At 70.0% G+C, this 25,499-nt stretch carries 21 protein-coding genes and 1 pseudogene; 15 read left to right on the top strand and 7 right to left on the bottom strand.

Translation table 11 applies throughout. The features are described from left to right. Positions 1-13 precede the first annotated feature (13 nt). A complete protein-coding gene (locus ACYVF6_RS17040) occupies positions 14-868 on the bottom strand; it encodes an aldo/keto reductase (protein ID WP_460522281.1) in 855 nt (284 codons plus the stop codon). Positions 869-924: 56 nt separating this feature from the next. Here ACYVF6_RS17040 and ACYVF6_RS17035 point away from each other — a divergent pair, with 56 nt between their 5' ends. Continuing rightward, the gene (locus tag ACYVF6_RS17035; RefSeq protein ID WP_460522279.1) at positions 925-1,896 is read left to right on the top strand and encodes an ArsR/SmtB family transcription factor; all 972 of its coding nucleotides are present in this window, start codon (positions 925-927) and stop codon (positions 1,894-1,896) included. 44 nt (positions 1,897-1,940) lie between these two features. Here ACYVF6_RS17035 and ACYVF6_RS17030 read toward each other — a convergent pair whose 3' ends face one another. After that, the gene (locus ACYVF6_RS17030) at positions 1,941-3,491 is read right to left on the bottom strand and encodes a GMC family oxidoreductase (RefSeq protein ID WP_460522277.1); all 1,551 of its coding nucleotides are present in this window, start codon (positions 3,489-3,491) and stop codon (positions 1,941-1,943) included. A gap of 1 nt (position 3,492) precedes the next feature. Next, positions 3,493-4,464 (bottom strand): sugar phosphate isomerase/epimerase family protein, encoded by a 972-nt coding sequence (locus ACYVF6_RS17025; RefSeq protein WP_460522275.1) that lies wholly within the window; start codon positions 4,462-4,464, stop codon positions 3,493-3,495. Between the two features lie 107 nt (positions 4,465-4,571). Between ACYVF6_RS17025 and ACYVF6_RS17020 the strand changes: the two genes are divergently transcribed. After that, the gene (locus tag ACYVF6_RS17020; RefSeq protein ID WP_460522273.1) at positions 4,572-5,198 is read left to right on the top strand and encodes a TetR/AcrR family transcriptional regulator; all 627 of its coding nucleotides are present in this window, start codon (positions 4,572-4,574) and stop codon (positions 5,196-5,198) included. Positions 5,199-5,223: 25 nt separating this feature from the next. Here the strand turns inward: ACYVF6_RS17020 and ACYVF6_RS17015 are convergent, their stop codons facing one another. Further along, entirely contained in the window at positions 5,224-7,194 is a 1,971-nt protein-coding gene (locus ACYVF6_RS17015; RefSeq protein ID WP_460522271.1) for a right-handed parallel beta-helix repeat-containing protein, read from the bottom strand. 196 nt (positions 7,195-7,390) lie between these two features. Here ACYVF6_RS17015 and ACYVF6_RS17010 point away from each other — a divergent pair, with 196 nt between their 5' ends. From ACYVF6_RS17010 to ACYVF6_RS16990, 5 genes are all read left to right on the top strand, one after another. Next, entirely contained in the window at positions 7,391-7,735 is a 345-nt protein-coding gene (locus tag ACYVF6_RS17010) for a hypothetical protein (protein WP_460522269.1), read from the top strand. Further along, entirely contained in the window at positions 7,722-8,603 is an 882-nt protein-coding gene (locus tag ACYVF6_RS17005; protein WP_460522267.1) for a hypothetical protein, read from the top strand. Before ACYVF6_RS17010 ends, ACYVF6_RS17005 begins: the two co-directional genes overlap by 14 nt. A 116-nt stretch (positions 8,604-8,719) precedes the next feature. After that, positions 8,720-10,276 carry an alpha-L-arabinofuranosidase B gene (locus tag ACYVF6_RS17000; RefSeq protein WP_460522265.1) on the top strand — a complete coding sequence of 519 codons (1,557 nt, stop codon included), beginning with the start codon at positions 8,720-8,722 and terminating at the stop codon, positions 10,274-10,276. A gap of 109 nt (positions 10,277-10,385) precedes the next feature. After that, the gene (locus ACYVF6_RS16995; protein ID WP_460522263.1) at positions 10,386-10,769 is read left to right on the top strand and encodes a YciI family protein; all 384 of its coding nucleotides are present in this window, start codon (positions 10,386-10,388) and stop codon (positions 10,767-10,769) included. Between the two features lie 46 nt (positions 10,770-10,815). Beyond that, positions 10,816-12,111, top strand: a complete 1,296-nt coding sequence (locus ACYVF6_RS16990; protein WP_460522261.1) for a low temperature requirement protein A — start codon at positions 10,816-10,818, stop codon at positions 12,109-12,111. An 11-nt stretch (positions 12,112-12,122) separates the two neighbouring features. Here ACYVF6_RS16990 and ACYVF6_RS16985 read toward each other — a convergent pair whose 3' ends face one another. Next, positions 12,123-14,912 carry an AfsR/SARP family transcriptional regulator gene (locus ACYVF6_RS16985; protein ID WP_460522259.1) on the bottom strand — a complete coding sequence of 930 codons (2,790 nt, stop codon included), beginning with the start codon at positions 14,910-14,912 and terminating at the stop codon, positions 12,123-12,125. A gap of 60 nt (positions 14,913-14,972) precedes the next feature. On the opposite strand from ACYVF6_RS16985, the gene ACYVF6_RS16980 reads away from it, so the two are divergent. The 3 genes from ACYVF6_RS16980 to ACYVF6_RS16970 all read left to right on the top strand — a co-directional run bounded on the left by ACYVF6_RS16980 (position 14,973) and on the right by ACYVF6_RS16970 (position 17,436). Continuing rightward, positions 14,973-15,524 carry a phosphoribosyltransferase gene (locus ACYVF6_RS16980; protein ID WP_460522257.1) on the top strand — a complete coding sequence of 184 codons (552 nt, stop codon included), beginning with the start codon at positions 14,973-14,975 and terminating at the stop codon, positions 15,522-15,524. A gap of 63 nt (positions 15,525-15,587) precedes the next feature. Next, on the top strand, positions 15,588-16,292 hold the full coding sequence (locus ACYVF6_RS16975) for a hypothetical protein (RefSeq protein WP_460522255.1): 705 nt from the start codon (positions 15,588-15,590) through the stop codon (positions 16,290-16,292). Positions 16,293-16,371: 79 nt separating this feature from the next. After that, the gene (locus ACYVF6_RS16970) at positions 16,372-17,436 is read left to right on the top strand and encodes an alpha/beta hydrolase family protein (protein WP_460522253.1); all 1,065 of its coding nucleotides are present in this window, start codon (positions 16,372-16,374) and stop codon (positions 17,434-17,436) included. A 58-nt stretch (positions 17,437-17,494) separates the two neighbouring features. On the opposite strand, the gene ACYVF6_RS16965 is transcribed toward ACYVF6_RS16970, so the two are convergent. Beyond that, a complete protein-coding gene (locus tag ACYVF6_RS16965; protein WP_460522251.1) occupies positions 17,495-17,893 on the bottom strand; it encodes a hypothetical protein in 399 nt (132 codons plus the stop codon). A gap of 130 nt (positions 17,894-18,023) precedes the next feature. Between ACYVF6_RS16965 and ACYVF6_RS16960 the strand changes: the two genes are divergently transcribed. Further along, complete coding sequence (locus ACYVF6_RS16960; protein ID WP_460522248.1) at positions 18,024-18,944, top strand: sigma-70 family RNA polymerase sigma factor; 921 nt, start codon at positions 18,024-18,026, stop codon at positions 18,942-18,944. Positions 18,945-19,021: 77 nt separating this feature from the next. Then, positions 19,022-19,588: a dihydrofolate reductase family protein gene (locus tag ACYVF6_RS16955; protein WP_460522246.1), complete on the top strand. Its 567-nt coding sequence runs from the start codon at positions 19,022-19,024 to the stop codon at positions 19,586-19,588. Positions 19,589-19,670: 82 nt separating this feature from the next. Here the strand turns inward: ACYVF6_RS16955 and ACYVF6_RS16950 are convergent, their stop codons facing one another. Beyond that, positions 19,671-20,024 (bottom strand): ArsR/SmtB family transcription factor, encoded by a 354-nt coding sequence (locus ACYVF6_RS16950; protein WP_460522244.1) that lies wholly within the window; start codon positions 20,022-20,024, stop codon positions 19,671-19,673. Positions 20,025-20,108: 84 nt separating this feature from the next. Between ACYVF6_RS16950 and arsM the strand changes: the two genes are divergently transcribed. The 3 genes and pseudogenes from arsM to ACYVF6_RS16935 form a co-directional block, all read left to right on the top strand. Then, positions 20,109-20,939 carry a class I SAM-dependent methyltransferase gene (gene arsM, locus ACYVF6_RS16945; protein WP_460522242.1) on the top strand — a complete coding sequence of 277 codons (831 nt, stop codon included), beginning with the start codon at positions 20,109-20,111 and terminating at the stop codon, positions 20,937-20,939. A gap of 52 nt (positions 20,940-20,991) precedes the next feature. Further along, on the top strand, positions 20,992-24,309 hold the full coding sequence (locus tag ACYVF6_RS16940; RefSeq protein WP_460522240.1) for an AfsR/SARP family transcriptional regulator: 3,318 nt from the start codon (positions 20,992-20,994) through the stop codon (positions 24,307-24,309). 427 nt (positions 24,310-24,736) lie between these two features. Continuing rightward, positions 24,737-25,444 (top strand): annotated as a pseudogene (locus tag ACYVF6_RS16935) (outer membrane protein assembly factor BamB family protein); the annotation flags it as partial. Positions 25,445-25,499 lie beyond the last annotated feature (55 nt).

Genomic DNA, 25,499 nt, shown 5'->3' with positions numbered 1-25,499 from the left:
GGGCGTCGTGCACTCACTGCGAACGATGTCCGGGCTTGGACGACGTGAGCCTGCGCACCTGCTCCTCGGTCAGCGCGAGCTCGCCGGCGGCGACGTTCTCCTCCAGGTGGTGCGCCGAGCCAGTGCCGGGAATTGGTACGAGCGCGGGCGAGCGGTGCAGCTGCCACGCCAGGGCGACCTGCACGGGGCTGCCGCCTGTCTCGCCGGCGATCTCCTGGAGTACGCCTTGCGAACGCCCGGCGGTCGCCACGGGATACCAGGAGACGAAGGCGATCTCGTGCTTCTCGCAGTAGTCGACGACGTCCTCGTGCCGGCGGTCGTCAACGTTGTAGATGTTCTGCACGCTCGCGATCTCCACGATCTCGCGCGCCTGCTCCAGCTGCGCGACGGTCACCTCGGAGAGGCCGACCAGGCGGATCTTGCCCGCGTCCCGCAGCTCGCGAAGTGCGCCGATCTGGTCCTCGAACGCGACCTGCGGGTCGACGCGGTGCAGCTGGAAGAGGTCGATCCGATCCTGGCGCAGGCGACGGAGGCTGAGCTCGGCCTGCTGCTTGAGGTACTCCGGGCGGCCGAGCGGCGCCCATCGCAGGCCGGGGCGGCTCTGGCCGGCCTTGGTCGCGATCACGAGGCATTCCGGGTACGGATGTAGGGCGTCGGCTAGCAGTTCCTCGTTGGCGCCGAGGTTGTACGAGTCGGCGGTGTCGACGAACGTCACGCCGAGCTCGACCGCGCGGCGAGCGACGGCGATGCCGTTCCGGCGTTCGGCCTCGGACGGCCAGTGGTCACCCGGAGTGATCCGCATCGCGCCGAAGCCGAGCCGGTTGATCGTCAGCTGCCCGCCGAGAGTGAGGGTCGGATTGATCGTCATGCGGCACACCTTCGCCGAGGTCCATCTGGTGGCGCGATGAATTTAGACTGGGCTAAATGCTCGAGCTGCAGTTCTCCGCCCAGGACGTCGCGCTGACGAGGTTCGCCTACTCGCCGGCCTGGGAGCTGGTGGCCAGCGTCCGGATCCTGAAGTTCCCCGGCGAGCACCCGATCCACCGCTCGTGGGTGGAGCAGGTGCGCGAGCGCGTTGCCGCCACCCGGGCCGACCTCACGCTGCTCGCCGACCTCGTACCCGTGCACAACCTGATCCCGGCGTTCGTCGCTCCTCCTCCGCGTACGACCACGCCCGATCTGGAGACCGAGCTCGCCGCGATGTGCGCCGTATCGCCTGACCAGGTACGCGCGAGCCTCGACCTGCTGGAGCCGCCGCGATCGGATGCGGTCGCCGCGCTGTACGGCGACCCACCCGCCGGCCTGCGGCACCTGGCGGAGCTGATGCTGACCTACTGGGACGCCGCGCTCGCGCCGTACTGGCCACGCCTGCGCACCTTGTGCGACGGCGATGTCGTCCATCGTGCCCACCAGCTCGCCGAGGGTGGAGCGGTGCGGCTGTTCAGCCACCTCCACCCGTCGGTGAGCTGGAAGAACGACGCCCTGCGGATCCAGCATCGCCGCGTCGACCGCCGCGACGACCTGGCGGGGCGCGGGCTGCTGCTCACGCCGTCGGTGTTCGCACCCCGCGTCTTCACGATGACCAGCGGCGACTGGCAGCCGATGCTGCGCTACCCGCCGCGCGGACTCGCTGAGTTGTGGACCCCGCACCGCCGATCGCCGGGTGCGCTGGCCGGAATCCTCGGCCGTACGCGGGCCGCGTTGCTCGCCGAGTTGGACACACCGGCGTCGACGGCCGAACTGGCGGCGCGCAGCGGGCTCACACCGGGTGCGATCTCACAGCATCTAGGCGCCCTGCACGCCGCGGGCCTGCTGCAACGCCACCGCGCGGGCCGCTACGTCCTCTACGCCCGCACGACCGCGGCCGAAGCGTTACTGGCGGCGCCTGCCAGCTGAGCGGAGGCGCCGACGCTGACTTGGCAGCATCGACCCCGTCGGGTTCACGCCACGACGGTGGTTGCCTCGGCATTGTCGAGCAGGTGGGACGCGATCCTGGTGGCTGCTCGCCACGCCAGTGCGACGGTGGTGAGGGTCGGGTTGGCGGCGGTCGCCGTGGGGATGACGCCGTTGCCACCCACGTAGAGGTTGTCCACGTCCCAGACCTTCAGGTACGGGTCGCAGACCGATGCGCCGTTGTTGTGGGTGCCCATGCGGACTGTGCCCTGGTAGTGGAGCGAAGACCCGCCCGCTGCGAGCGCGGGCTCCTCCGCCAGAGTGCCGACGCGACTGGCGCTGCGGTAGGCGTTTTCCTTCAGCTGTTGGATGGTGGCCAAGTCCCGCGCGGTGTGGGAATAGTGAATGGTCATCTTCGGCATGCCGTAGAAGTCGGTCTCGGTCTCGCTGAACTCCACGCGGTCGCTGAACTGAATGTCCTTGGCGCCATACCACGGGAACGCCACCAGCCGGGACGCCAGGGCCGCGTCGCCGATGTCGAGGCTGTATGGCGAGTTCAGCAGCGGGATGATCCCGCCCTGCACGGGACGGGCGTCGGAGAAGGGGACGAGCACGTAGCCGAGTTGCCCGGGATCGTTCTCGTGGCGGGCCGGGTCGAAGGAGTCGTTCAGGTATCCGAACGCGCTCACCTGGAAGTGCTCGTTGAGGAAGTGCCCGAGAGCGGTAGGACGGATCCCGGACGCGAACAGGACCTGCGGCGTACGCAGTCCGTCGGCGCACACGACCACGTGCTGGGCGCGCACCCGGAAGCGTTCCCCTGACGTGCGGTCTTCCAGGACAGCACCGACGGCCACGCCGGCGTCGACGATGACGTGCCTGGCGAGGGTCTCGGCGCGCAACTCGAATCCGGGGACGGTTGCCTCCAGGTCACCGAGGATGACGCCGGTTCCCGACAACCGTGGCCGGCCGTCGTTCCAACGGATAGCGCTTGGCATGAAACCAACGGGGGACAGGCCGGGTCCGTCGAACTCGTCGGCCATCTCCTGCCGGATCGCTTCGGCCAAGCCCGTCCCCGGTGCGTCCCATTTGGTGACGCCGAGGAGGTTCTCGGCGTGGTCGAGGGCGGCGTCGAGCTCGTGCACGGGGATGAACGGGATCCGCTCCGACTGGTGCGGCCGCGGACTTGAGGTGCCCCAGTGGATACCCATTCCGCCGACACCGCTGGCCATGCTCGCCGCGGGCAGGCCGGCCTCACCCTCGGCGAGCCTCGGACGCGGATCGAGAAAGAACAGCCCGGGCAGGATCGTGTGCCGGAACTCCAGGCTCGGATCGAATCCCTCCGCGATGCCGGCCAGAGCCTTGGCGCGCTCGACACCGGCTTCGGGTCCCTGGGTGAGCAGTTGCGCCTCGGTGCGAGCTGCTTCGCTCATGTTCTGCGTGTGCTCACCGCGGGCGCCTGGGACGTGCGGACCCACCTCGACCATCAGGATCCGTGCCGTTGGCACGGAGTCACCGATGGTCCGGGCGTAGGTCGCGCCCGCCGGGCCGGAGCCGATGATGAGAACGTCGACGTCACTGGGCCGGGTCGGCCGGGCCACCTCAGCGCCCGTCCTCTACGGTCGTACTCGACGACTCGAGTACGGATCTGGCGACCTCGAGGACCCGTGCACTCTTCGCCCACGGATCGCCGCCGTGACCCTCGTACTCGACCGAGAGCGGACCTGCGTAGCCGTGCGCGGCGAGAATTCGCAGCGCCCGTTCGAGGTCGACAGGTCCGACCGCACCGGCTTCGGACACGTAGTGCGCCTTCAGGCTGACCAACTCGGCGTGGTCGGCCAGCGCCTCGATCCCTTCGTACACAGAGGAAAGATCGACGCCCGCGAACATCTCAGCCGGATCCGGTGGGCCCGGCCGCTGTCCCGCCGCATCGGCGAAGAAGGTCGCCGCCACCCGCTCCGTCAGCGCGTCGAAGTTGCCGAGGTCGAGCAGCAGGCCGCACGCGTCGCGTCCCACCGCGTCCAGCAGGTGCCGCATCCACACCGGGTCGCTGCTCGGCCCGCCGTGGTTCTCCACGAGCAGCCGGGTCCCGAGCCCGTTCGAGAACGTGCCCAGCCGCGCGAGCGCGTCGATCAGGTGCCCAGGTGGTGTGTCGGACCTGTGCGGGCTGAACGGCGAGCCGGGGTTGACGCGTACGAACTGCGAGCCCATCGCGGCGAACCGTTCGATCCACCGCTGGATCAGCTCGGTGCCGGCGGAGCGCTTGTCGACGTCGGGCTCGAGCAGGTCGCCGACATCGATCGCGATGTTGAGCAGCCGAACGCCGGATTCGACGAGTGCGGCGGCGAACTCGTCGATCTCCGGATCGTCGATTCCGCCGAACTGGAAAGCGACCGTCTCGATGGTGTCGACGCCGAAGCTGTCGACGGCCCGCTTGGGGAACTCAGGCAGCCGTAACAGCTTCGCGTACGGAAGCTCGACGTGTACGTCGTTGCCCTGAGGATCGACGAAGTCGAAGACGAGCGGGCCCAGCTGCTCGCGCATGCTGTACGAGGACACAGAAAGCCGGTTCATGAGATCTCCTCCGTACAGCCCCAAAAAACGGTAGTGACCCCCATAATGTAGCTACGCCGCCAAGGTGTCAACACCGCCTGGCGTCCGAACCCCGCTATGCTCCAGCCATGGGAGTGCGCGAGCTCAAGGCCGCCCGAACCCGGCAGCAGATCCTCGACGTGGCGCTCGACCTGTTCCTCGAACAGGGATATGACGCGACGACCATGGAGCAGATCGCCGAACAGGTCGGCATCGGCGCCACGACGCTGTACCGCTACTTCCCCAGCAAGGACCTGCTGATCCTGCACCCGTTCGAGCGATGGATGGACCTCGCCACGCCACTGCGTGAACGCCCCGCGGAGGAGCCGCTCGACGTCGCGCTCGGCGTGGCGATCCACGAGGTGTGCGGAGCCTTCGACGACAAGGCCGGGCGCCTGGCCGAAGTCCGCGGCATCGTCGACAACGCACCCGTACCCCGCGCCCGCCTCTGGGACCTGGCCGCGCGGTCCCAGGGCGACCTCGAGTCCGCGATCGCCGAACGCATGCGACGCCCGGCCGGAGACCTGCAGGTGGCGATGACCGCACACATCACCTTCGCCGTCTACCAGATCACAGTCGAATCCTGGTGGGCAGGCGACCGCCGCGCATCCGCCGCCGCGACCGCCAGGAAGCTGCTCCGCAAGCTCGGCACCCTCGACCTGGTGGTCCCGGCTTCACCAGCGGACACCGCGGCCCGCAGCCGCAGGATCCGATAGCGCCGCGCACGCGACAAGACACGCGTTACGCCCGGACCGACACGTCGTCGATCTGGAACGCCGGGCCGGTCGTGCCGGCGTTCCACGTGAACGTCCAGTCGACGCGGGTCGCGCCGGCGGGCGCGGTGTACGTGCCGCCCGCTTCGGTCCAGCCCGTCTGGCGGGCCAACGACACAGCATCGGTACGCAGGACGGTGCCCGACTCGTCGCGCCAGCGGACGTTCCACGTCACGGCAGGCATGGCGGCAGTGGAGGACTCAGCCTCTCGGTACCACAGCGACACGGCATACGACGTGCCTGCGACCACGCCGGTGAAGCCGGGGTAGTTGTCCAGCTGCACGGCGCTGCCGAACGCCACATCGGTGGTCATCAGCAGCGAGCCCGTGCCGCCATGTGCGGAGCCGGTCTGGTGCGCCACGGTCGCGCCGTACCACGGAACGTACGGTGCGACCGACGACTCGAAGTCGTGCTCGACGACGGCGGGCGGGACGGGTGTGGTGCCGTCGAACGTGCTGCCGGCGTCCTGGCCGTACTGCCCGCCGACCCATTGCGCCGGCGGGACGAGGTTGCCCATGTCGGTGACCTTGAACTGCCACGGCCCGGTGTAGGTGTTGTCGTGCCAGGAGTTGTTCGACCCGTGGACGATCGACTGCTGGATCACGCCGCCCATGTACGGCGACCAGGACGGGTACGTACCCCAGTTGGACAGCAGGCCCATGTGCCCGCAGTACTGCGTCGGGCAGCCACCGTTGACGTCCGCGGGGTCGAACGCGAACGTGTTGTGGTGGATCTCGACGTTCTTGGTCCACCAACGGCAGTCGGTGTAGAGCGGCTCACTGGCGATCGCCGGCGCTGAGCACTGCGCGGTGTTCGCCGGCCCGACGATCAGCGTGCAGTCGCCGGTAGTCGAGGCGGGGCTGTTGCAGAACCGGTCGGCGTTCGCCCACGTGGTGATCCCGCCCCAGTTGTCGTCCAGCAGGTTGCCGGTGATCTCGACCTTGCCGGTACGCGCCGGGATGCGCGGCTCGCCGTCGGTCTCGGACAGGTAGATCGCACCGACCGGGAACGGGTCGCCCTTGGCTGCCTTCTCGGCGCCGGCGGCCCAGGCGTTGCCGCGGATGGTGTTGTCGCGGATCACGACGTTGTAGCTGATCTCGTAGAAGATCGCGTGCGACTCGTTGCCCTCGATCAGGTTGCCCTCGATCAGGAAGTCGTTGTTGTTGGTGTCCGCCCACACACCGGGCCCGTGGTTGCCGTGGATCCAGTTGCCGGTCACGTCGGCGCCGTTCACGGCCCAGAACTTCATGCCACCGGTGCAGCCGCAGCCGGGCTCCTGGTGCTCCCAGTCGTCGGTGTTGTTGCCGGTGAACTCGTTGCCCGCCACCACCAGGTCGGTGATCGTGTTGCCGGACTTGTACGCGTTCAGGCCGTACTGGCCGTTGTCCCGCAGGCAGTTGCCGCGGATCTGGTTCGCGGCACCGGCCATCAGGCCGGCGCCGGAGTTGTCGCGGATCGTGTTGTGCTCCACGACCCAGCCGTCGCCGGAGTCGTGGTTGACCACGCCCTCGTCCCGCGGCGCGACGAAACCGGTGATCGTGAGGTACTGGATGGTGACGCCGGTGGCCTGCTGCGTGAACGCGTAGCGGTTCAGTCCCTGCCCGTCCAGCACAGCGCCGGGCGCACCGACGAAGGTCGCGCCGTCGCCGGGCATGATCTGGGAGTACGGATCGGTGCCCAGCCGGTGCGTACCGGTCTGGAAGTAGTACGTCGTGCTCGCCTGCCGGAAGTTCACGCCGCTGTTGTCGCCCGCCGGCACCACGACCGCACCCGAAGGCGGAGTGGCCGGCCCGGTCAGCGACGAGCTGCCGCAGACCACCGCCGGCGGCGCCGTCGGGTAAGCCGTCGGTTCAGCCGCGTCACCGCTCGCCGGCGCCGCACCCGCCACCAGCACAATCATGGCGACGGCCGCGAACGTCCCAGGCCCTTTTCCGCCCATTCCCTGCCTCCCCATCAGTCCTGGCCAGCCTTGGCCGAGAGGACCATAGGGCCGGAGCAGGTGTCCCCGCTGGGAAAGGCAGCAAAGTGTCTCGTCCTTCTCGCTGTGTGAGGCAGCTGTGAGAGAACCGCGAGCACGGCGCCAGAGCTCCCTGGAAGAGTCGTATTCGCAGGCGTCCGCTACGAGGGGAGCCGACATGCCGTGCAACGACAAGGAGGAACTGCAGCAGATCGCGACTCGGGATCTGCCGCAGGTCGCGGGTGCGATACGCGCTGCCCAGCAGGCGGTCGCGGACACGTCGCATGATTGGGGCGCGCCGTTCGCGGAGTCGGCGCCCGGTGGCTGGCTCCGGTTGTACGAGAAGACCGGTCCGGAGTGGGTCAAGTCGCGAACCGCTCTCCAGAAGATCCTCACCGACGCCGCGGCGAACGTCGATCGTTCGGCGCAGGGCATCGTGACGATCCGGACGAACTACATGCGCGCCGAGGACGAGGGCGCCGCCCGCATGCAGGGAATCCTCCAGCGGCTTGGCCACGGGTGAGCGGATGGGCGATCCCGTCACCGACGACGCCGCCTTCGGGCAGGCGATCGAGGAGAAGTTCGACGCGATCAACCACGCGTTCACACATGAGCTCGGCGTGCCCATCAACGACGAGCAGCTCAAGGAGTACCAGGAGGCTCTGAAGGAGCCGTGGTATCTCCTCGAGCAGCTCAAGGGTGCGAGCACGGCAGCCGCTGTCGCCGCCATGCACAACATGGCCGACGCCGCGCTGGCACTGAAGCCGGAAGCGCTCAACGAGTACGGCAGCGCCATCAAACGCATCAGGGACAACTGTGTCTGGGACGGTGGCGCGGGCGACGACTTCCGGGCCAAGTACCTCGATCCGCTGGAGAATGCCCTCCAGTTCCAGGTCGAGGCGATCGCGGCCTTGCACGGTCTGATCTCGGCGCACTGCGAGCTGGTGTGGGCCGCCCGCGAGGGTGCGTTGCAGATCTGCGACGAGGCGCTTGTCGCGTTCAAGAAGATCGAAGAGGATCAACGGGGGAAGTACGAGGACAAGCGTGGACAGGACTGGGGCGCGATCCTGACCCAGGGCTTCTCGATCGCCGGCGCGATCGCCGGTGCGCCCGCAGGTGGCGCTCTGGTCGCCGGCGTGGCTGCGGGCGTCTCAGGGTTCGGGGGAATCATCTCCGGCGCCATCGCGGACGTGAGCACCGGCCCCGACCCGAAGGAAATCCTGCGGACGATGGCCGAGGCGGTGATCGACCTGCGCTGGAAGACCCGTCGCGAGGAGGACAAGCTGCTGATGGGCTTCGTCGGTGACGGTACGGGGACCGCTGTGCTCCAGGCGTTCGTCTCCGACGAGGGCTCACGCCGTCCTGAGATCGTCGGCCCGGTGATCGGCTAGCACATCTAGTCGAAATCGCCATCATCTGTTGACCGTTCGGCTACCGGGGCGTATGAATCAAAACGATTCACGCGCGCGGTCGGGCCACGGATTTCGACGGTTCGGAAAGGTCGACGATGGGCGTCAGATCACGACTCTGGCTCTGGAGAACCGCACTACTGCCTGCGTTCGCCGTTGTCGCGTTGGCGGCGGGCGCGTTGAGCAGCGCTGGTCCGTCGCAGGCGGCGGGGGTGCTGCCGTGCGATATCTACGCCTCCGGCGGTACGCCCTGCGTGGCCGCGCACAGCACGACGCGGGCGTTGTTCGGCGCGTACGCGGGCAACCTCTACCAGGTGCGGCGGGCCTCCGACAACGCCACCAGGAACATCGCCGCGCTGTCGGCCGGCGGTTACGCCAACGCCGCCGACCAGGACTCGTTCTGCGTCAACACCACCTGCGTGATCTCGGTGATCTACGACCAGACGTCCCGGCACAACGACCTCACGCCGGCTCCGCCGGGCGGCGTCGGCGGCCAGGACAACCCCGTACCCGCGGACGCTCTACCGGTGACCGCCGGCGGTCACATCGTCTACGGCGCGGAGTTCTCCGGCGTGATGGGCTACCGCGACAATTCCACGTCCGGCGTGGCGACCGGCAGCCAGCCGGAGGGCATGTACGCGGTCATGTCCGGCACGCACTTCAACAGTGGTTGCTGTTTCGACTACGGCAACGCCGAGACCAACAACCTCGACAACGGCAACGGCCACATGGACGCCATCTACTTCGGCACGCTGTGCTGGTTCTCCCCGTGCAATGGCAGCGGCCCCTGGGTGATGGCCGACCTGGAGAACGGCCTGTTCCAGTCGAACACCGGCGGCAGCCAGAACACCTCGAACACCGGCAATCGGAACCCCTTCGTCACCACCGCGCTGAAGAACAACGGCACGAACTTCTTCGCCCTGAAAGACGGCAACGCGCAGTCCGGCGGTCTGGCCACCCGGTTCTCGGGTGCGCTGCCGACCTTCCGGTCCGGCTACTCGCCGATGCACAAGGAAGGCGCGATCATCCTGGGCATCGGCGGTGACAACAGCAACAGCGCCATCGGCAACTTCTTCGAGGGCGCGATGACCGCGGGCGTGCCGTCGGACGCGACAGAAAACTCCGTGCAGGCCAACATCGTGTCGGTCGGCTACGGCGGACCGAGCCCGGTCGCGGCCGGAACGCTCAACGCCGGTTCGACGATCTCGCTGCGGGCGACCACCGCCTGCTGCACGACCCGCTACATCCGCCACCAGAACAACAACGCCGTCACGGCCGTTGTCACCTCGGGCAGCGCGGCCCTGGACAAGAACGACGCGACGTGGATCGTACGGCGAGGTCTGGCCAACAGCTCGTGTGTGTCGTTCGAGTCCAGGAACTATCCCGGAGACTTCCTGCGGCACTTCAACTACCAACTGCTGAAGCAGCCGATGGACGGCAGCGCCATCTTCCGCGCCGACGCGACGTTCTGCCCGCAGGCGGGCCGGAACGGGCAGGGCACGTCGTTCGCGTCGTACAACTTCCCGACGAGGTTCATCCGGCACTTCAACAACACGTTGTACATCGCGAGCAACGGTGGCTCGAACGCCTTCGACTCCGCGACCTCGTGGGCCGACGACGTGAGCTGGGCCGTCAGCTCGCCCTGGACGCCGTAGCCGAAACCGGACCGCGCGCGGCAGGTTCGCCATCTGCCCGCGGCACTGCCCGGCGGGACGCGATACTGGTGGCCCGCCGGTAGCGGCGTATGCGGACAGGAGCAGGACGATGCCACGCGACCCCAACATCCCCGACGCGTTCGACGTCTACACGGTCGTGGTTCTGCGGCGCCCGCCCGACGCGCCGGACCTGCCGGAAGAGGAGCTCGACGCCCTGCAGGCAGGCCACCTGGCCTACCGCGCCGGGCTCGCGCGGCAGGGCAAGATCGTCGTGAACGGCCCGTTCGGCGAGCAGAGCGACCCGTCGTACCGGGGGATGTCGATCTTCGCCTGCGACCCCGCCGAGGCCGCGAAACTGTCCGACGGCGACCCGTCCGTCGCTGCCGGAAGGCTCGCCTACGACGTCATGGAGTGGTGGGTACGCGCCGGCTCGCTGGCGTTCCCGCAGACAGACGGCCCGGTCGGCGACCGCCGTTCGATGTCTGACGACTGAGCCCAGGGGGACGCCCAGCCGATCCGCGGGATGCCATGATTGCCGCGTGGTGGACCCTTACGACCCAGACACCGGCACAGACACCGTACGTCCGGCGCCCCCGCAACGGTCCCGCGCGCACCGCCTGCGGGTGATGTCGGGCCGTGACCCGCACGAGTCGCACCGCACCGCGACGCCGCTCGAGCTGCTGTACGACCTGACGTTCGTCGTCGCGTTCGGCCAGGCCGCCAACCAGCTCGCCCACCTGCTGGCAGAAGGTCATCTGGCAGCGGGCCTGGCGGGCTTCGGATTCGCGGTGTTCGCGGTCTGCTGGTGCTGGATCAACTTCTCCTGGTTCGCCTCCGCCTACGACACCGACGACTGGGCGTTCCGGATCGCGACGATGGTGCAGATGGTCGGCGTGATCATCCTGGCCCTCGGGGGACCGCAGGTCTTCCACTCGATCGACGAGGGCCACGCGATCGACAACCGCGTCGCGGTCGGCGGATACGTCGTGATGCGGGTCTCGATGCTGTTCCTCTGGCTGCGCGCGGCCCGCCAGGACCCGTCTCGCCGGCGTACCTGCAAGACGTACGCGCTGAACATCGGCATCGTCCAGGTCGGCTGGGTGCTGCTGGCGTTCGCGCACACCGGGATCATGACGTTCTTCGCCCTGGCCGCGCTCCTGATGCTGCTCGAGGTCAGCGGGCCGGTGCTGGCCGAACGGAAGGGCGGCACGCCCTGGCATGCCCACCACATCGCCGAGCGCTACTCGCTTCTGGTGATCATCACCCTCGGCGAGGGTGTGATCGGCACAGTCGCCTCGCTGACCGCGGTCGTCGAGGCGAACGGCTGGAGCCCGGACGCCGTCCTGATCGCGGTGGCCGGCATCGGGCTGACGTTCGGGATCTGGTGGACGTACTTCATGATGCCGTCCGCCGAGATGCTGCACGCCCACCGCGGCAGGGGCTTCCCGTGGGGCTACTCCCACCTGTTCGTCTTCGGCTCGATCGCGGCCACGGGAGCGGGCCTGCACGTGGCCGCGCTGTACATCGGGCACGAGTCGCACATCGGTGCGGTCGCGACCGTGCTGAGCGTCGCCGTGCCGCTCGCGATCTACCTGCTGACGCTGTACGGCCTCTACACCTACCTCGTCGACGCGGCCGACCCGTTCCACATCGGCCTGCTGGTCGGTACGGCGGCGGTGCTCGTCCTGGCGGTCGTGCTCGCGGCCGCCGGTGTGCCCATGACGATCTGCCTGATCGTGCTGATGCTCGCCCCCGTCGTCACCGTCGTCGGGTACGAGACGATCGGGCACCGGCACCAGTCCGAGGCGGTCGCCCGCGCGCTCGCCCCGGGCTGAGCGCGCTGGCCTCACCCCGAGTCGAGCCCTGCGAGCTTGCCGCGTACGGCATCGGCGTCGGGGTGACCGAGCTCCTCGAGGGTGGCCAGCGCCTCCAGCCAGCTGTCGCGGGCACCGGCCTGGTCGCCGACGGCCTGCTGGGTGTCGCCGAGGTGGACGAGGATGTCGGTCGCGTTCTTGCGTTCGCCGAGCTCACGGCACAGCGCGAGGGCGTGCCGATAGCAGGCGAGGGCCTCGTCGTAGGCCCCGAGCCGGTGGTGGACATAGCCGAGGCTGTCCGACGCGTTGGCCTCGCCCGTACGCTCGCCGAGCTCCTGGAACAGCTCCAGTGCGCTGGTGCAGTTGGCGAGCGCCTGCTCGTACTCTCCGAGCTCGGCCTGGCACCAGCCGACCGCGTTGAGCCCGCTGGCCTGGCCGCGCCGGTTTCCCGCCGTGATGAAGTGCTCGAGCGCGCGCTCGGAGTTGTCCAGGGCCTCGGCGTGTCGGCCCTGCTGCGCGCTGATCAGAGCCAGTGAACGGTACGTGTGCGCCTGCCCCTCGTGGTTGCCGACCTCGATGAGGAGACGGAGTGCCTGCTCGAGATGCGCACGTGCGTCGTCGACCCGGCCGAGTTGTGTCTCCGCGCCGGCCAGCCCGTGATAGGCGCGGGCCTCTTCCGACCGGTTGCCGAGCCGGCGGGTGGCTGTCAAGGTGAACTTGCCGGTGACGAGCAGGTCCTGCCACTGACCGCGGCGCAGCAGGTACGGATCGAGCGACCAGGCCAGCTGCCAGACGTGGGTGTCGAGTCCGAGCCTGGTGGCGTAGCCGAGCACGGCGATCAGGACCGCCTGCTCGCGGCCGAACCAGGCCATCGCCTGGGCGTAGTCGCCGAAGGTTTCGGCGGTGCTGCCCGGCGCCGGCGCGGGAGGCGTGATCGGGTTCCTGGCCGGGGACAGCAGATCGTCCGCCGCGAACGCGGTGTGGAGGTAGTGGTCGAGCATCCTGCGGATGGTGCCGTCGCGTACCTCACAGCTGTCGACGGCGTTGGTGAGCTCGGCGGCGTACGCGCGAAGGAGGTCGTGGAGGGTGTGACGGCCGGGCGTGGGCTCGGTGACCAGATGCGCGTGGACCAGTTCGGCCAGCACGGTCCTCGCCAGCTCGGTCGGGACGCCGGTCAGGCTCGCCGCGGCCGGTGTGGAGATGTCGGGGCCGGGGTGGAGCCCCAGAAAGCGGAACAGCCGTTGGGCTGCCGGCGTCAGGTGCCGCAACGACCACGAGAACACCGCCCGTACGTCCGAGCTCGGATCGCCCGTGACCGTGAAGGGATCAAGGCTGTCGCGGCCCGCTGCGCGCAGGTCGTCGGCCAGGCCGCGAAGGGGAGTACGCAGCTGGGCGACGGCACGGGCGGCGACGATCGCCAGGGCGAGGGGCAGGCCCGAGCAGGCGGTGATGATGTCGTCGGCTGCGGCTGGTTCGGCCGCGATCCGGTCGGTGCCGAGCCGCCGCTCCAGGAGCTGCCGGGACTCGGCGCGGGTGAGCAGGTCGAGCGCGAGCGGACGGGCGCCCTCCTTGACGACCAGGCCGGTGAGGTCGTTCCGGCTCGTGACCAGGGCGAGGCAGCCGGGGTCGCCGGGCAGGAGGGGACGGATCTGGTCGACGTCGCGGGCGTTGTCGAGCACGACGAGGACGCGCTTGCCGGCCAGCAGCGAGCGGTACAGCGCGGCCTGGGCGTCCAGGTCGGCAGGGATCCGCTGGGGTGCGATCCCGAACGCGTCGAGGAAGCCGCGGACGGCATCGGCGGGTTCCACGAGCGTGCCGGTCGGGTCGAAGCCACGCAGGTTGACATAGAGCTGGCCGTCGGGGAACCGTTCGACGGTCCGATGCGCCCAGTGGACGGCCAGCGCCGTCTTGCCGACGCCCGCCGTACCCGAGACGGCGGAGATCACTACCGCGGCGGGCTGTCGTTCGTCGGTTGCGAGCATGGCGTCCAGCCGCGCCAGCTCATCGCCGCGGCCGGCGAAGCCGTACACGTCGGCGGGCAGCTGGGCGGGCGCCGGCGACAGCGGTGGTTGTGGCTTTGGCGGCGGGGCTTTCGGCGCGTCGAGCTTGCCGCGGAGGATCGCCTCGTACAGCTGCTGCAGGTCGGGAGTGGGATCCGCGCCGAGCTCGTCGGCCAGGTGGTTCTTCGTTCGCCAGAAGACGTCCTGGGCGTCGGACTGGCGGCCGGCGGCGTACAGCGCTCGCATGTACAGGCCGGCGATGCGTTCCTGGCGCAGGTCGTTCTCCAGCAGCTGCGCGAGCTCGGGGATCAGCTTGGTGTGCCGGCCGAGTGCGAGGTAGACCTCCGCCCGGCCGATCGAGGCATGGAGCCGGAGGTTGTTCAGGCGTTCGATCTCGGGTTTGAGGAACAGGCAGTCCTCGAAGCCGGCGTACGGATTGCCGCGCCACAACGCCAGCGCCTGGTCGAAGAGACGGGCCGCGTCGCCGAGCCGGCCGGCGGTTTGGGCCGCTTCGGCCTCGTCGAGCAGCCGGACGAAGTCGTACGCGTCGAGCTCCTCCGGCCGCAGCCGCAGGACATATCCGGCCGGACCATGCTCGATCCGGCGCGGGTCTCCGAGAGCGGTTCGCAGCCAGAAGACGGTGCGCCGGGTGTTCTGCCGTGCGGAGACCGGCGGGTCACCGGGCCACTGTGCGCCGATCAGATCGGTGACGGAGACGTATTCGCCGGCCCGGGACAGCAGCACGCACAGCACCCGCTGGGTTGCACCCGGGCGGATGCCGACCGCCCCGTCGTGACCGTGGACCTGAAGTGGACCAAGCACCTCAAACCGCACCGCCGCACCCCCTCCGTCAGCCATCATAGTGACGGAAAGAGCGGTGAGATGTTGTCTGTAAGCGATCTGCGTACCCGGCTGAAGAGCACGTTCCAGTGGCTGGGCGACCGGACCGACAGTTCTTACCAGGCCGAGCTCTCCGGCTGGTGGCGCGATCCGGACCTGCTGGCGGCGCTGGGCCCGGCGCTTGCCGCCCCGTTCGAAGCTGCCGCCCCGACGGTCGTGCTCGGCCTGCAGTCGAGGGGTTGCCTGCTCGGCTCGCTGGTCGCGGCCCACCTCGGGCTGGGCTTCGTGGAGGTGCGGAAAGAACCGACTCGCAGCGCGAACAGCGAACGGCTGTGGGAGCGCACCACGTCGCCGGACTACGAGGATCGGCAGCTCCGGCTGGGCTTTCGGCGAGATCTCCTCGACGGCAACGACCGGGTGCTGCTCGTCGACGACTGGATCGCGACCGGATCGCAGGCCGCCACCTGTCAGGCGATCGTCGCCGATGCCGGTGCCACGTGGCTGGGTATGTCCGTCATCGTCGACGCTCTGGAACGTCCCGAGCTACGCCGGCCACTGCGCCTCCAGTCGATTCTTCACGAGCGGGATCTCTGAGCGAAACGCGCCGTTGCCGTTGTTTCCAGGACATCGGCATCCGCCGTGGTGAACAATCGCCCGGTGGCGAACAGCGACTCGAGTGCGTTCCTCGACAGGCTGGAACGAATGTGGGTGGGGCAGCCGTTGCCCTGTCCCGCGGCCGGCGACGCATCCGAGAACCCGACCTACCTCGCGTACGAGCCCGCGCAGGGCCTCGCGGTACCGGCCGCCGGTGACTTCGGCTGGCTCCGGGCTGCCGGTGAGCCACCGCGGTTCGACGGCCAGTCGGTGACGACGCTCGCCTCGCCGGTGTTCGGCGTACCGCGGCACACGCCCCTGGCGCCGTCGACGCTCGCCGACCGGCTCGGCGACGACGTACCCGTCGACCTCGCGGCGTTCGCCGTGAGCGAGCTGCCCGGCCTCGTTCCGACCGTGACCGACTGCTACCTCGACCTCGCCCACCACGTGGTCGACGCTCCGGGCGGCGGGCGTCTCCTGCATCTGCTGGCCGACTCGCAGGGCGTCCTGCACTGGCTGCTCCACCTCGCCTGCGACGGTACGCAGGCGATCCTCTGCACCGACGCGTGGTTCGGCTACGACCTCGGCGCCGAGACACCTGCACTCGACCCGGACGACCTTCCGCTGCTGGTGATCGTGGCCGGCTCGTTCACGGAGTTCATCTGGCGGTTCTGGCTCGACAACACCGTCTGGCTGCTGGCCGAGGCCGGGCTGCCCCTCTCCACTGCGGAGCAGCGCTACGTCGACTCGCTCGTGCCTCAGACCTAGGCCGCGTTTCGTCAACGAATGCTTGGCGTCGTGGGCGATTGCCGAGCAGACTGGCGATGCCGACGACTGAGGGAGATCGATGTACCCGCTGGCGGAGCTGGATCCGACGTGTGCGCCACCCCTGCTGCCGGCAGGCGACCCGGCCGCCTGGCCGGAGCGACGAGCGCGGATCTCGAAGGTGTGGCAGGAGTACGTGGGAGCCCTGCCCGAGCCGCTGCCGGTGAGCTGGCGAACGCTGGGCGAAGAACGGCTTCCGGCCGCTGATGCGTCGGACGCCTCGGAGGCGTCGGATGCCGTGACGCGACTGCGCATCGAGTACGACGCGCCGCCCGGATGGGACGCCGCCGGTGCGGAACGCGTGACCGCGTACCTCCTGATCCCCGACAGTGCTCGTCGCGAGCCCGCGCCCGCTGCGCTGGCACCGCACCCGACGCACCAGCGCGGCAAGGACGTCGTGTCGATCCCCGGCGTCGGCGTGAACCGGGACTACGGCTGGGAGTTGGCCCGTCGCGGCTACGTCGTCCTCGCGCCCGACATCGTCGGCAGCGGCGACCGGCTCGCGCCCGGCGAGGATTACTGGGACACCTCCGGCTTCTACCGCCGAAACCCGGGCTGGACGATCATCGGCCGGATGTTGGTGGACCACCGGCAGGGCGTCGACCTGCTCGCCGGCCTGCCCGAGGTGGACGCCTCGCGGATCGTCGCGATCGGCCATTCGCTCGGCGGCTACAACTCCGTGTTCCTGGCGGGCCTCGACGAGCGCATCCGCGCCACGGTGTCGAGCTGCGGCACCTCGATGTGGGCGGGAGATCCGCACCCCGGCCGGTGGTTCCGCGGCCAGCCGTTCATCCACCTTCCGCGCCTGGCCGACGACTTCGATGCCGGCGTCATGCCGTTCGAATGGCACGAGATCGCGGCGCTGGTCGCCCCGCGTCCGCTCCTGGTGTTCTCGACCCGCGAGGACGACTGCTTCCCCCACTACGAGTCGGTCGCCGCGGGCATGGCGGAAGTGCGGAAGCTGTACACCGCTCTGGAACGGCCGCAGGACTTCGAGTTCCTGCTCGGCAGCGGCCGCCACGACTTCCCGCCGTACGTCCGGCAGGCCGCCTACGCCTTCCTCGACGCGGTGGTGCGTCCGCGATGAGAGTGGGAGGCCGGCGGCCAGGCCAGGCCCGGGCGTGCGGGGGCCTGGCCTCGCGTACCTACGGCTCGATGATCAGCAGCCGGTCGGCCTGGTCGAGGGGGAGCTCCGGCACCGAGGCGTCCTGCCCTGGCGCGACCTCACCGACGATGACCGGCTGGCCGGTGTCGATGTCCTGTAGCTGCACGGGAACGTTCGTGTTGTTGATCAGGCGGTAGACGCCGTTCGCCCAGGAGCCCGTCGGTCCCGGACCGGGTGTGTAGCGGAAGAGGTCGATCATCTGGCCGGTCGGCTGGTCGAAGGTGAACTGCTGCGTGCCGTCCTGGCTGAAAACACAGACGTCGCCGGCGTCGCACGCGGCGTTGGTCGCAGCTGCTGACGCCACACCGGGTAGCAATGCGAGGCTGACGACTGCCGAGGTGGCTACTGCGCCCACCGCCCGTCTGAGCGTTCGGCTCATGCGAAACCTCCATCGTGGTAGGGATGCCCACGAGTATGCGGACGCGCGCTGGCGCGGTGCTGGCGTCGAGGTGGCACTCGCATGAGGGGTGGCGATGGTGTCCTTCTTGTCGTGCGGCCATGATGGGTTCGTGGAGTTCGAGCCGTATCGGAACGAGTTGGTGGCGTACTGCTATCGCATGGTGGGCACGTTCCACGAGGCCGAGGACCTCGTGCAGGAGACGATGCTGCGCGCGTGGAAGGCTCGCGACCGCTACGACAGCGCCCGGGCGTCCGTACGCACCTGGCTGTACCGGATCGCGACGAACGTGTGCCTGACCGCGTTGGAGGGTCGCGCGCGCCGGCCGCTGCCGTCGGGCCTCGGTGCGCCGAGCGACGATCCGGGGGCGCCGCTGACGCCGGCATTCGACATCCCTTGGCTGCAACCGTTTCCGTCGGCGCGCTTCGACCTGGACGCACGGGCTGACCTGCGGCTGGCGCTGGTAGCGGCGCTGCAGGTGTTGCCGGCCCGGCAGCGGGCGGTGCTGGTGCTGCGGGACGTCCTGGAGTTCAGCGCGGCAGAGGTCGCCACGCAGTTGTCGACGAGTGTCGCCGCCGTCAACAGCACGCTGCAGCGGGCCCGGGCGGCCGTTGGTTCGGTTGGTGGCCTGGACTCCGTGCCGGAGCCGTCCGATCCGGATGTACGGGCGGTTGTGCAGCGTTATCTGCGGGCGTTCGAGGCGGCCGACGTACCTGCTCTGGTGGACCTGCTGACGGCCGACGCGGTGCTCGAGATGCCGCCGGTGCCGCTGTGGTACCAGGGCGCCCGCGACTACGGGCGGTTCATGGATCGCGTCTTCGAGCTGCGCGGGACCGGCTGGCGGGTGCTCGAGCTCACGGCGAACGGCCAGCCGGCGCTGGCGGCGTACGCCCCGGCACCCGGCGGTGGTGGGTATCGGCTGCACACGCTCCAGGTGCTCACGGTCACGGGCGGCCGGGTCGCGCACAACGTCGTGTTCGCCGATCCCGCGGTGTTCCCGGCGTTCGAGCTGGCTCCGGAAATTTCTTCTTGAATGTTCTGCCGCGCGCGATGAGTCGGCGAGGTGCCGCCGGTATGTACCGGCGAAACCACAACGACCAAGGAGACACCATGAGCGTCATCGTCATCGAGTTCGTCACGCTGGACGGCATCGTCACCGACCCCGACGGCGCCGGAGGCACCCCGCTGGGCGGCTGGGCCTTCCGCCACGGCCCGGCGACCGTCGCGGGAGACAAGTTCCAGCTGGGCCGCACCCTGGACGACGGCGTCATGCTGCTGGGCCGGCGTTCCTGGGAGCTCTTCTCGCGGATCTGGCCGGGCCGCGACGAACCGTTCGCCGCCCGCATGAACGCGGTGCCGAAGCTCGTCGCCTCCCGTACGCTGACCGACGTCTCGGCCTGGCAGAACTCGCAGGTGCTGTCCGGCGACCTGGTCGACGCGGTGAAGCGCGAGCAACGCGACATCGTGATCACGGGCAGCCTGAGCATCGTGCACACGCTGATGGCCGCCGACCTGATCGACGAGTACCGCCTGCTGACCTTCCCCACCGTGCTCGGCGCGGGAGAGCGGCTCTTCCCCGAAGGCGGCGCGCCCGCCTACCTCGAGTGCCTCTCCGCCGAGCCTTCCGGCGCCGCCGCGCTGACCCGCTTCGGAAGGCCGGCAGCCCCGTCCGCCTGACCCCCGCCCGGCAGCGACCCGAGGACGGCGATGCTTTCCCGGGTCGCTGCTCGCCCCGCCCACTGATTGGCCAGGCCGGACGTCACGGCGCCTGGAGGAGTGCGGACAGCGCGGCGAGCTTAGGGCGAACGGCGGTGTAGTAGACCCATGTGCCCCGGCGTTCGGAGGTCACCAGGCCGCTCTCGCGCAGGACGCGGAGGTGGTGGGAGATGGTCGGGGCGGTGAGGTCGAACGTGCCGGTCAGGTCGCAGACGCAGGCCTCCCCGGCCGGGAAGGAGGCGATCAGCGACAGCAGTCGCAGGCGTACGGGGTCGCCCAGGGCTTTGAAGCCGCGGGCGAGCTCGTCCGCGGCCGCCTCGCTGACGGGGGCCGCGGCCAGCGGTGTGCAGCATGTGACCGTCGCCGTGTCTACCAGGGGCAGCTCCTGCTTCGACATGCATCTATCTTGACAACTATCGAATCAAGAGGCAAGCTCCTGCTTAGACGTTCATCGAAACAAGCGAGAGGGGAGCCCGCGCTCATGGCCACCACCGACACGCCGGACCAGACCGCGCTACGCGAGCAGGTCCGCGCCAACTACGCCGCCTCGGCGCTCCGGGTCATCGGCACCGACCAGGCCGGGCCGGCCTGCTGCGGTCCGAGCACCACCACCACCACCACCAACACCGCTTCCCAAACGGGTGCGTCGAGTTGTTGCGGTGACGCCGAGGTCGAGGAAGGCTTCGGCGCAGGCCTGTACTCCAAGGAGGAACAAGCCGACCTCCCCGCCGAAGCCCTGCTCGCCAGCCTCGGCTGCGGCAACCCCCTCGCCGTCGCCGCGCTGAACCCGGGCGAGACCGTGCTCGACCTCGGCTCCGGTGGCGGCATCGACGTCCTCCTGTCCGCGAAGCGGGTCGGCCCCACCGGCAAGGCCTACGGCCTCGACATGACCGAGGAGATGCTCGCCCTCGCCAACGCCAACAAGGCCAAGGCCGGCGCCACCAACGTCGACTTCCTCAAGGGCGAGATCGAGAGCATCCCGCTCCCGGAGGCCACCGTCGACGTCGTGATCTCCAACTGCGTCATCAACCTCTCGGTCGACAAGCCCGCCGTGTTCGCCGAGACCTTCCGGGTGCTCAAGCCAGGCGGACGAATCGGCGTCAGCGACGTCGTGGCCGAAGACCGGCTCACGCCGGCCGACCGCGCCGAACGCGGCCCCTACGTCGGCTGCATCGCGGGCGCGCTGTCGATCAGCGAGTACCGCCAGGGCCTCACCGCCGCGGGGTTCGCCGACGTCGAGATCGAGCCGACCCACGAAGTAGCCGACGGCCTGCACTCCGCGATCGTCCGCGCCACCAAGCCCGACGTCTAGCCCTGCCGGCGGCCGCATACGGGAAGATGGGGCCCGGATCGGAGGGTTGGCCATGCGTTTCGAAGTACTCGGGCCGGTACGAGCCGTGCGCGGCGGCCAGCCGGCCGGCCCGATCTCCGAGCTGCGTCGCCGGCTGCTCGCCGTCCTGCTGGTCCGGGCCAACCGGTCGGTGTCCTCCGACGTCATCGCGCGGGTCTTGTGGGGGAGCGCGGTGCCGGAACGGCCCGGCAACAGCCTGCACATCCACGTTCACCGGCTACGCCAGGTCCTCGACCGGCCCGACCGCCTGCTCGCCACGCCGGGTGGCTACCAGCTGAACCTCGCTCCCGACGAGCTCGACGCGCTGGTGTTCGACCGCCTGCACGCCGAGGCCCGGCAGGCGCTCGCGGACGGCGGCGACCGGGCCGAAGCGGCCGCCCAGCTACGCGAGGCGCTCGCGCTGTGGCGGGGCGCTCCCTACGCCGGCGTCGACGAGCACGAGGTGATCACGCCGGAAGCCAAGCGGCTGGCCGAAGCCAGGTTGGTGGCGTACGAGGAGCTGTTCGACACCGAGCTGAGCCGCGGCCGGGCGCGCGAGGTCGTGCCGGAGCTGACCGAGCTGGTCGCCGAGTACCCACTGCGCGAGCGGTTCGCGGGCCAGCTGATGCTGGCGCTGTATCGCTCGGGTCGCCGGCCCAGGGCGGAGGCGGCCTACCACGCTGTCCGGCAGCGGCTGGCCCGGCAGCTGAAGTCGCAGCCCGGCCGGGAGCTTCGGGAGCTGCACGACGCGATCCGCGCCGAGGACCCCGAGCTGGACCTCCCGGCGAGCGGCTCCCGTCCGGCCCGAAGCCAGGACGAGCCGGCCAGGCCGCGACGGCCCGCCCTTCTGCCGCCCGCACCCGGAGCGTTCTTCGGACGCGAGACCGAGCTCGCCGAGCTGGAACGGATCGCGAGCCAGGCATCCGACGACGGTTCGGGTGGCCTGGTTCTGCTCACCGGCATGGCCGGGATCGGGAAGACCGGCCTGGCCGTCCGCTACGCGCACTCCGTCGCCGCCCGGTTCCCCGACGGCCAGCTCTACCTCGACCTGCGCGGGCACTCACCCGGCCCGGCGCTGGATCCGCTGACGGCGCTCGGCCAGCTGCTGCGTGCGCTGGGCGCGGATCCCAACCGGGTCTGGGAATCCGAGGCGGACGCGGCCGCGGAGTACCGCTCGTTGCTCAGCGGCAGGCACCTGCTGGTGCTGCTCGACAACGCAGCGTCCGCCGACCAGGTACGCCCGTTGCTGCCGGCCACGCCCGGCTGCCTGACGTTGGTCACCAGCCGCAACCGGCTGTCGGGCCTGATCGCCCGCGAAGGCGCCCACCGCATCGGCATCGGCGAGCTGCCGCCGGCCGTCTCGCACACGTTGCTGGAACGCCTGGCCGGCAAGGAACGATTGGCGAACGAGCAGCAGGCCGCCGCCACCCTGATCGAGGCGTGCGCCGGCCTGCCGCTCGCACTGCGGCTGGCCGCCGCGCAGCTCGCCGACGAGCCGCACCGCCCACTGGCCGACTACCTCGCCGAGCTGCGCGACCGCGGGCTCGCGACGTTCGTCCTGGAGGACGACGAGCACTCTGCGGTCGCCGCCGCGTTCGACCTGTCGTACCAGCACCTCGCGCCCGCGAACCGGCGCCTGTTCCGGCTGCTCGGGCTCGTACCCGGCAACGACTTCACCGCCGGCGCGGCCGCCGCCCTGAGCGGCAGCCCGGCCGCCGAGGCACGAGCGGTCCTGCGCGCGCTGGCCGGCGTACACCTGCTGGAGGAGCACGCCGACGGCCGGTACCGCTTCCACGACCTCGTACGCGACTACGCCCGGCACCACGCCGAGTCGGCGGAGACCGAGGCCGAGCGCGACGAGGCGCTGGAGCGTCTCTTCGCGTGGTACTACCAGGGCAAGCGGGCCGCGGTCGCGCACCGCAGCTCGATCCGCCGCCACCCACCCGCGCCCGCGTTGCCTGCCGGCATCCCCGGGACCGCCGTCGTCGACGGGGAGGCGGCGATCGGCTGGTTGTGCGCGGAGTTCCCCAACCTCGCCGCCGCCGTCCACGCGGTGGTGGACCGGCCCGGCCAGGCGCACTGGAGCTGGCATCTCACGGTGGGCCTGGTGGTCGCGATGGCCGAGCAGGGGTACGCGAGCGAGGTCCATGCGATGGCGGAGACCGCGGCGGACGCGGCCCGCAAGGCGGGCGACCGGCACGCGCTCGCGAACGCGCTGACCGAGCTCGCCGCCGGACTGCACCGAAGCGACCTGCCGGTGAACGTCGCCCTGATGGCCGAGGCGCTCGAGCACGCCGAGCAGGTGGGCGACCGCGCGCTGCTCGGCTACTGCCTCAACGTCGCCGCGGTCGTCCACAAGACGAAGGGCGATCTCGAGGTCGCCGAGCGGTACCTCACCCGTTCACTCGAGCTGCAGAGCGCGGACGGCGACCAGTCTGGGCAGGCCAGGGCACTCGACAACCTCGCGCTGATCGCGTACCAGCGAGGCGACCTGCGGCGAACCGAGCGGCTGTACGAGCAGATCGTGGCGCTGTCGGGCGACCAGGCCACCAGGCTGACCGCGCTGGGGCTGCCCGGTCTGATCTGGGCCCGGGTCATGCTCGGCCGGGTCGACGGCATCGACGACCTGATCGCGTCAGCGGAGGAGGTGACGGCCCGGTTCGGGCACCGGATCAAGCAGCACCTGCTCCGGCTGTACCGAGCGATCTGGTATCGCGACACGGGCCGCTTCGCCGAGGCGTACGAGCAGGCGTCGGCCGCGGTTCGTTCCGCCGACGAGCTCGACCAGCCGCTGGCTCGCGGCGACGCGCGCTATCAGCTCGGCAGCTGCCAGTTGCTGGACGGCGATCTGGCCGCGGCCCGGGCGACGTTCGAGCGGGCTCGGGAGCTCGCCACCTCGACACAGGTCGCCGGGTGCCTAGCACCGGCGTTGCGTGGGCTGGCGGAGACCGAGCTGGCGGCGGGCCGGCTGGAGCTCGCGGAATCCCTTGCGGCACGGGCGATCGAGTACGCCGAGGAGCGGCCGTGGAGTCCGGTGCAGGTGGCCGGTGCGACGGTGACACTGGCGCGGGTGGAGCTCGCGCTCGGCAGGCCGGAGGCGGCGGTGGCGCATGGCCGGCGGGCATTGGCGATCCACCAGGAGACGGGGCACTTCCTGGGACTGGCGCGGGCGCATCGAGTGCTCGGTGAGGCGACCGTCGGTGCGGAGGGCGTCGAGCATTTGAGGGAGGCGCTGCGGAGGTTCGAGGCTTACGGGTCTCCCGAAGCCGCCGACGTACGGACCCGGCTGGCCCGGCCGGCGCGGTCGGCACCTTCGGCAGGGTCGGCACGGCCGGCGCGTTCGGACGAGTAGGACAAGTCCTGGCCGGCTCGGTCGCACTGTCCGGCTGGTTTCTGCCCGCTTTCCACCTGCTTTCCGCTGGAGGCGGCGAGCGCCGATCGGCGGCTACCTTCCTCGGGTGTCCGTTCAGCCGCCGTACCCGCACCGCCCTCCAGGCCCACCGCCGCCACCACCCGGGCAGTACGGGCCACCGTCGGGGCCCTTTCCAGGAACACGGCCAGGACCACCGCCCGGGTCACCGCCACCCGGCCCGGGCGGTTTCGGCCCTGGCGGCCCCGGCGGTCCGTGGCCGCCGCACGGACCGCAGCCCTATCGCGGGAATCGCAAGAAGAAGAGCCGTGCGGGCCTGGTCGTCCTGCTGATCGTGCTGCCCTTCGTCCTGATCGCCGCGGTCGTCGGTGGCGGTGCGTTCTACTTCCGCGACCGGCCGGGCGGCCTCATGAGCCTGTTCAGCCCCTCCCGCCTCGACGTCGACCAGGAGCTCGCCACCGTGCTGGAGGCGCGGTTCGACGAGAACTATCAGCCCGCGGAAGGTCTCGGTCTCTTCAAGGAGCGTTGGTGGACCACGAAGCACCTGGTCCGCACGATGCCGAACGAGGTCGTGGCGTACGACCTCGCGAGCGGCAAGGTCGCCTGGAAGGTCGACGTTCCGCGGAACCACTACTGCAGGGCGTCGGGACAGCAGTCGGCGAAGGGCTACGTCGCGGTGCTGAGCGGCACGCGGGAAGACGGCTGCCGCAAGCTCACGATCGTCGACATCAACAACGGCAAGGTGGTGTGGACGAAGGACCTGCCGCCCGCGGATCCCGGCCGCGGTAAGAACGCCCTCGTGACCGACTTCCCGCGCGCCGACCATCGCCCGGTCGTGCACGGCGAGCGGGTCTACGTCCCCACCGACAAGGGCGGGCACATCCTGAACGTCGCCGACGGATCGGTGGTCCAGAGCCCGAACCCGAAGAACAAGTGCTTCACCACCCACTACGACGCGATCGGCGAGGTCGGGCTGGCGTACCGGAACTGCTCCCACACCGGCGACGAGGGCCGGCACCTGACCGGGTTCGACCCGGCGGGCAAGGTGATCTGGCGGTGGAACCTGCCGGAGGAACGCGGCAAGACGTACAAGCTCGTCGGTGTGCTGTCGAACGATCCGTTGCTGGTCAGGGTGTTCGGCGAGTACGGACGCAAGGAGATCTGGCGGGTCA

It is taken from the genome of Flindersiella endophytica, assembly GCF_054779015.1.
Note: the sequence above shows the minus strand (reverse complement) of the source record. Positions and strands in the feature narration are given on the sequence as shown.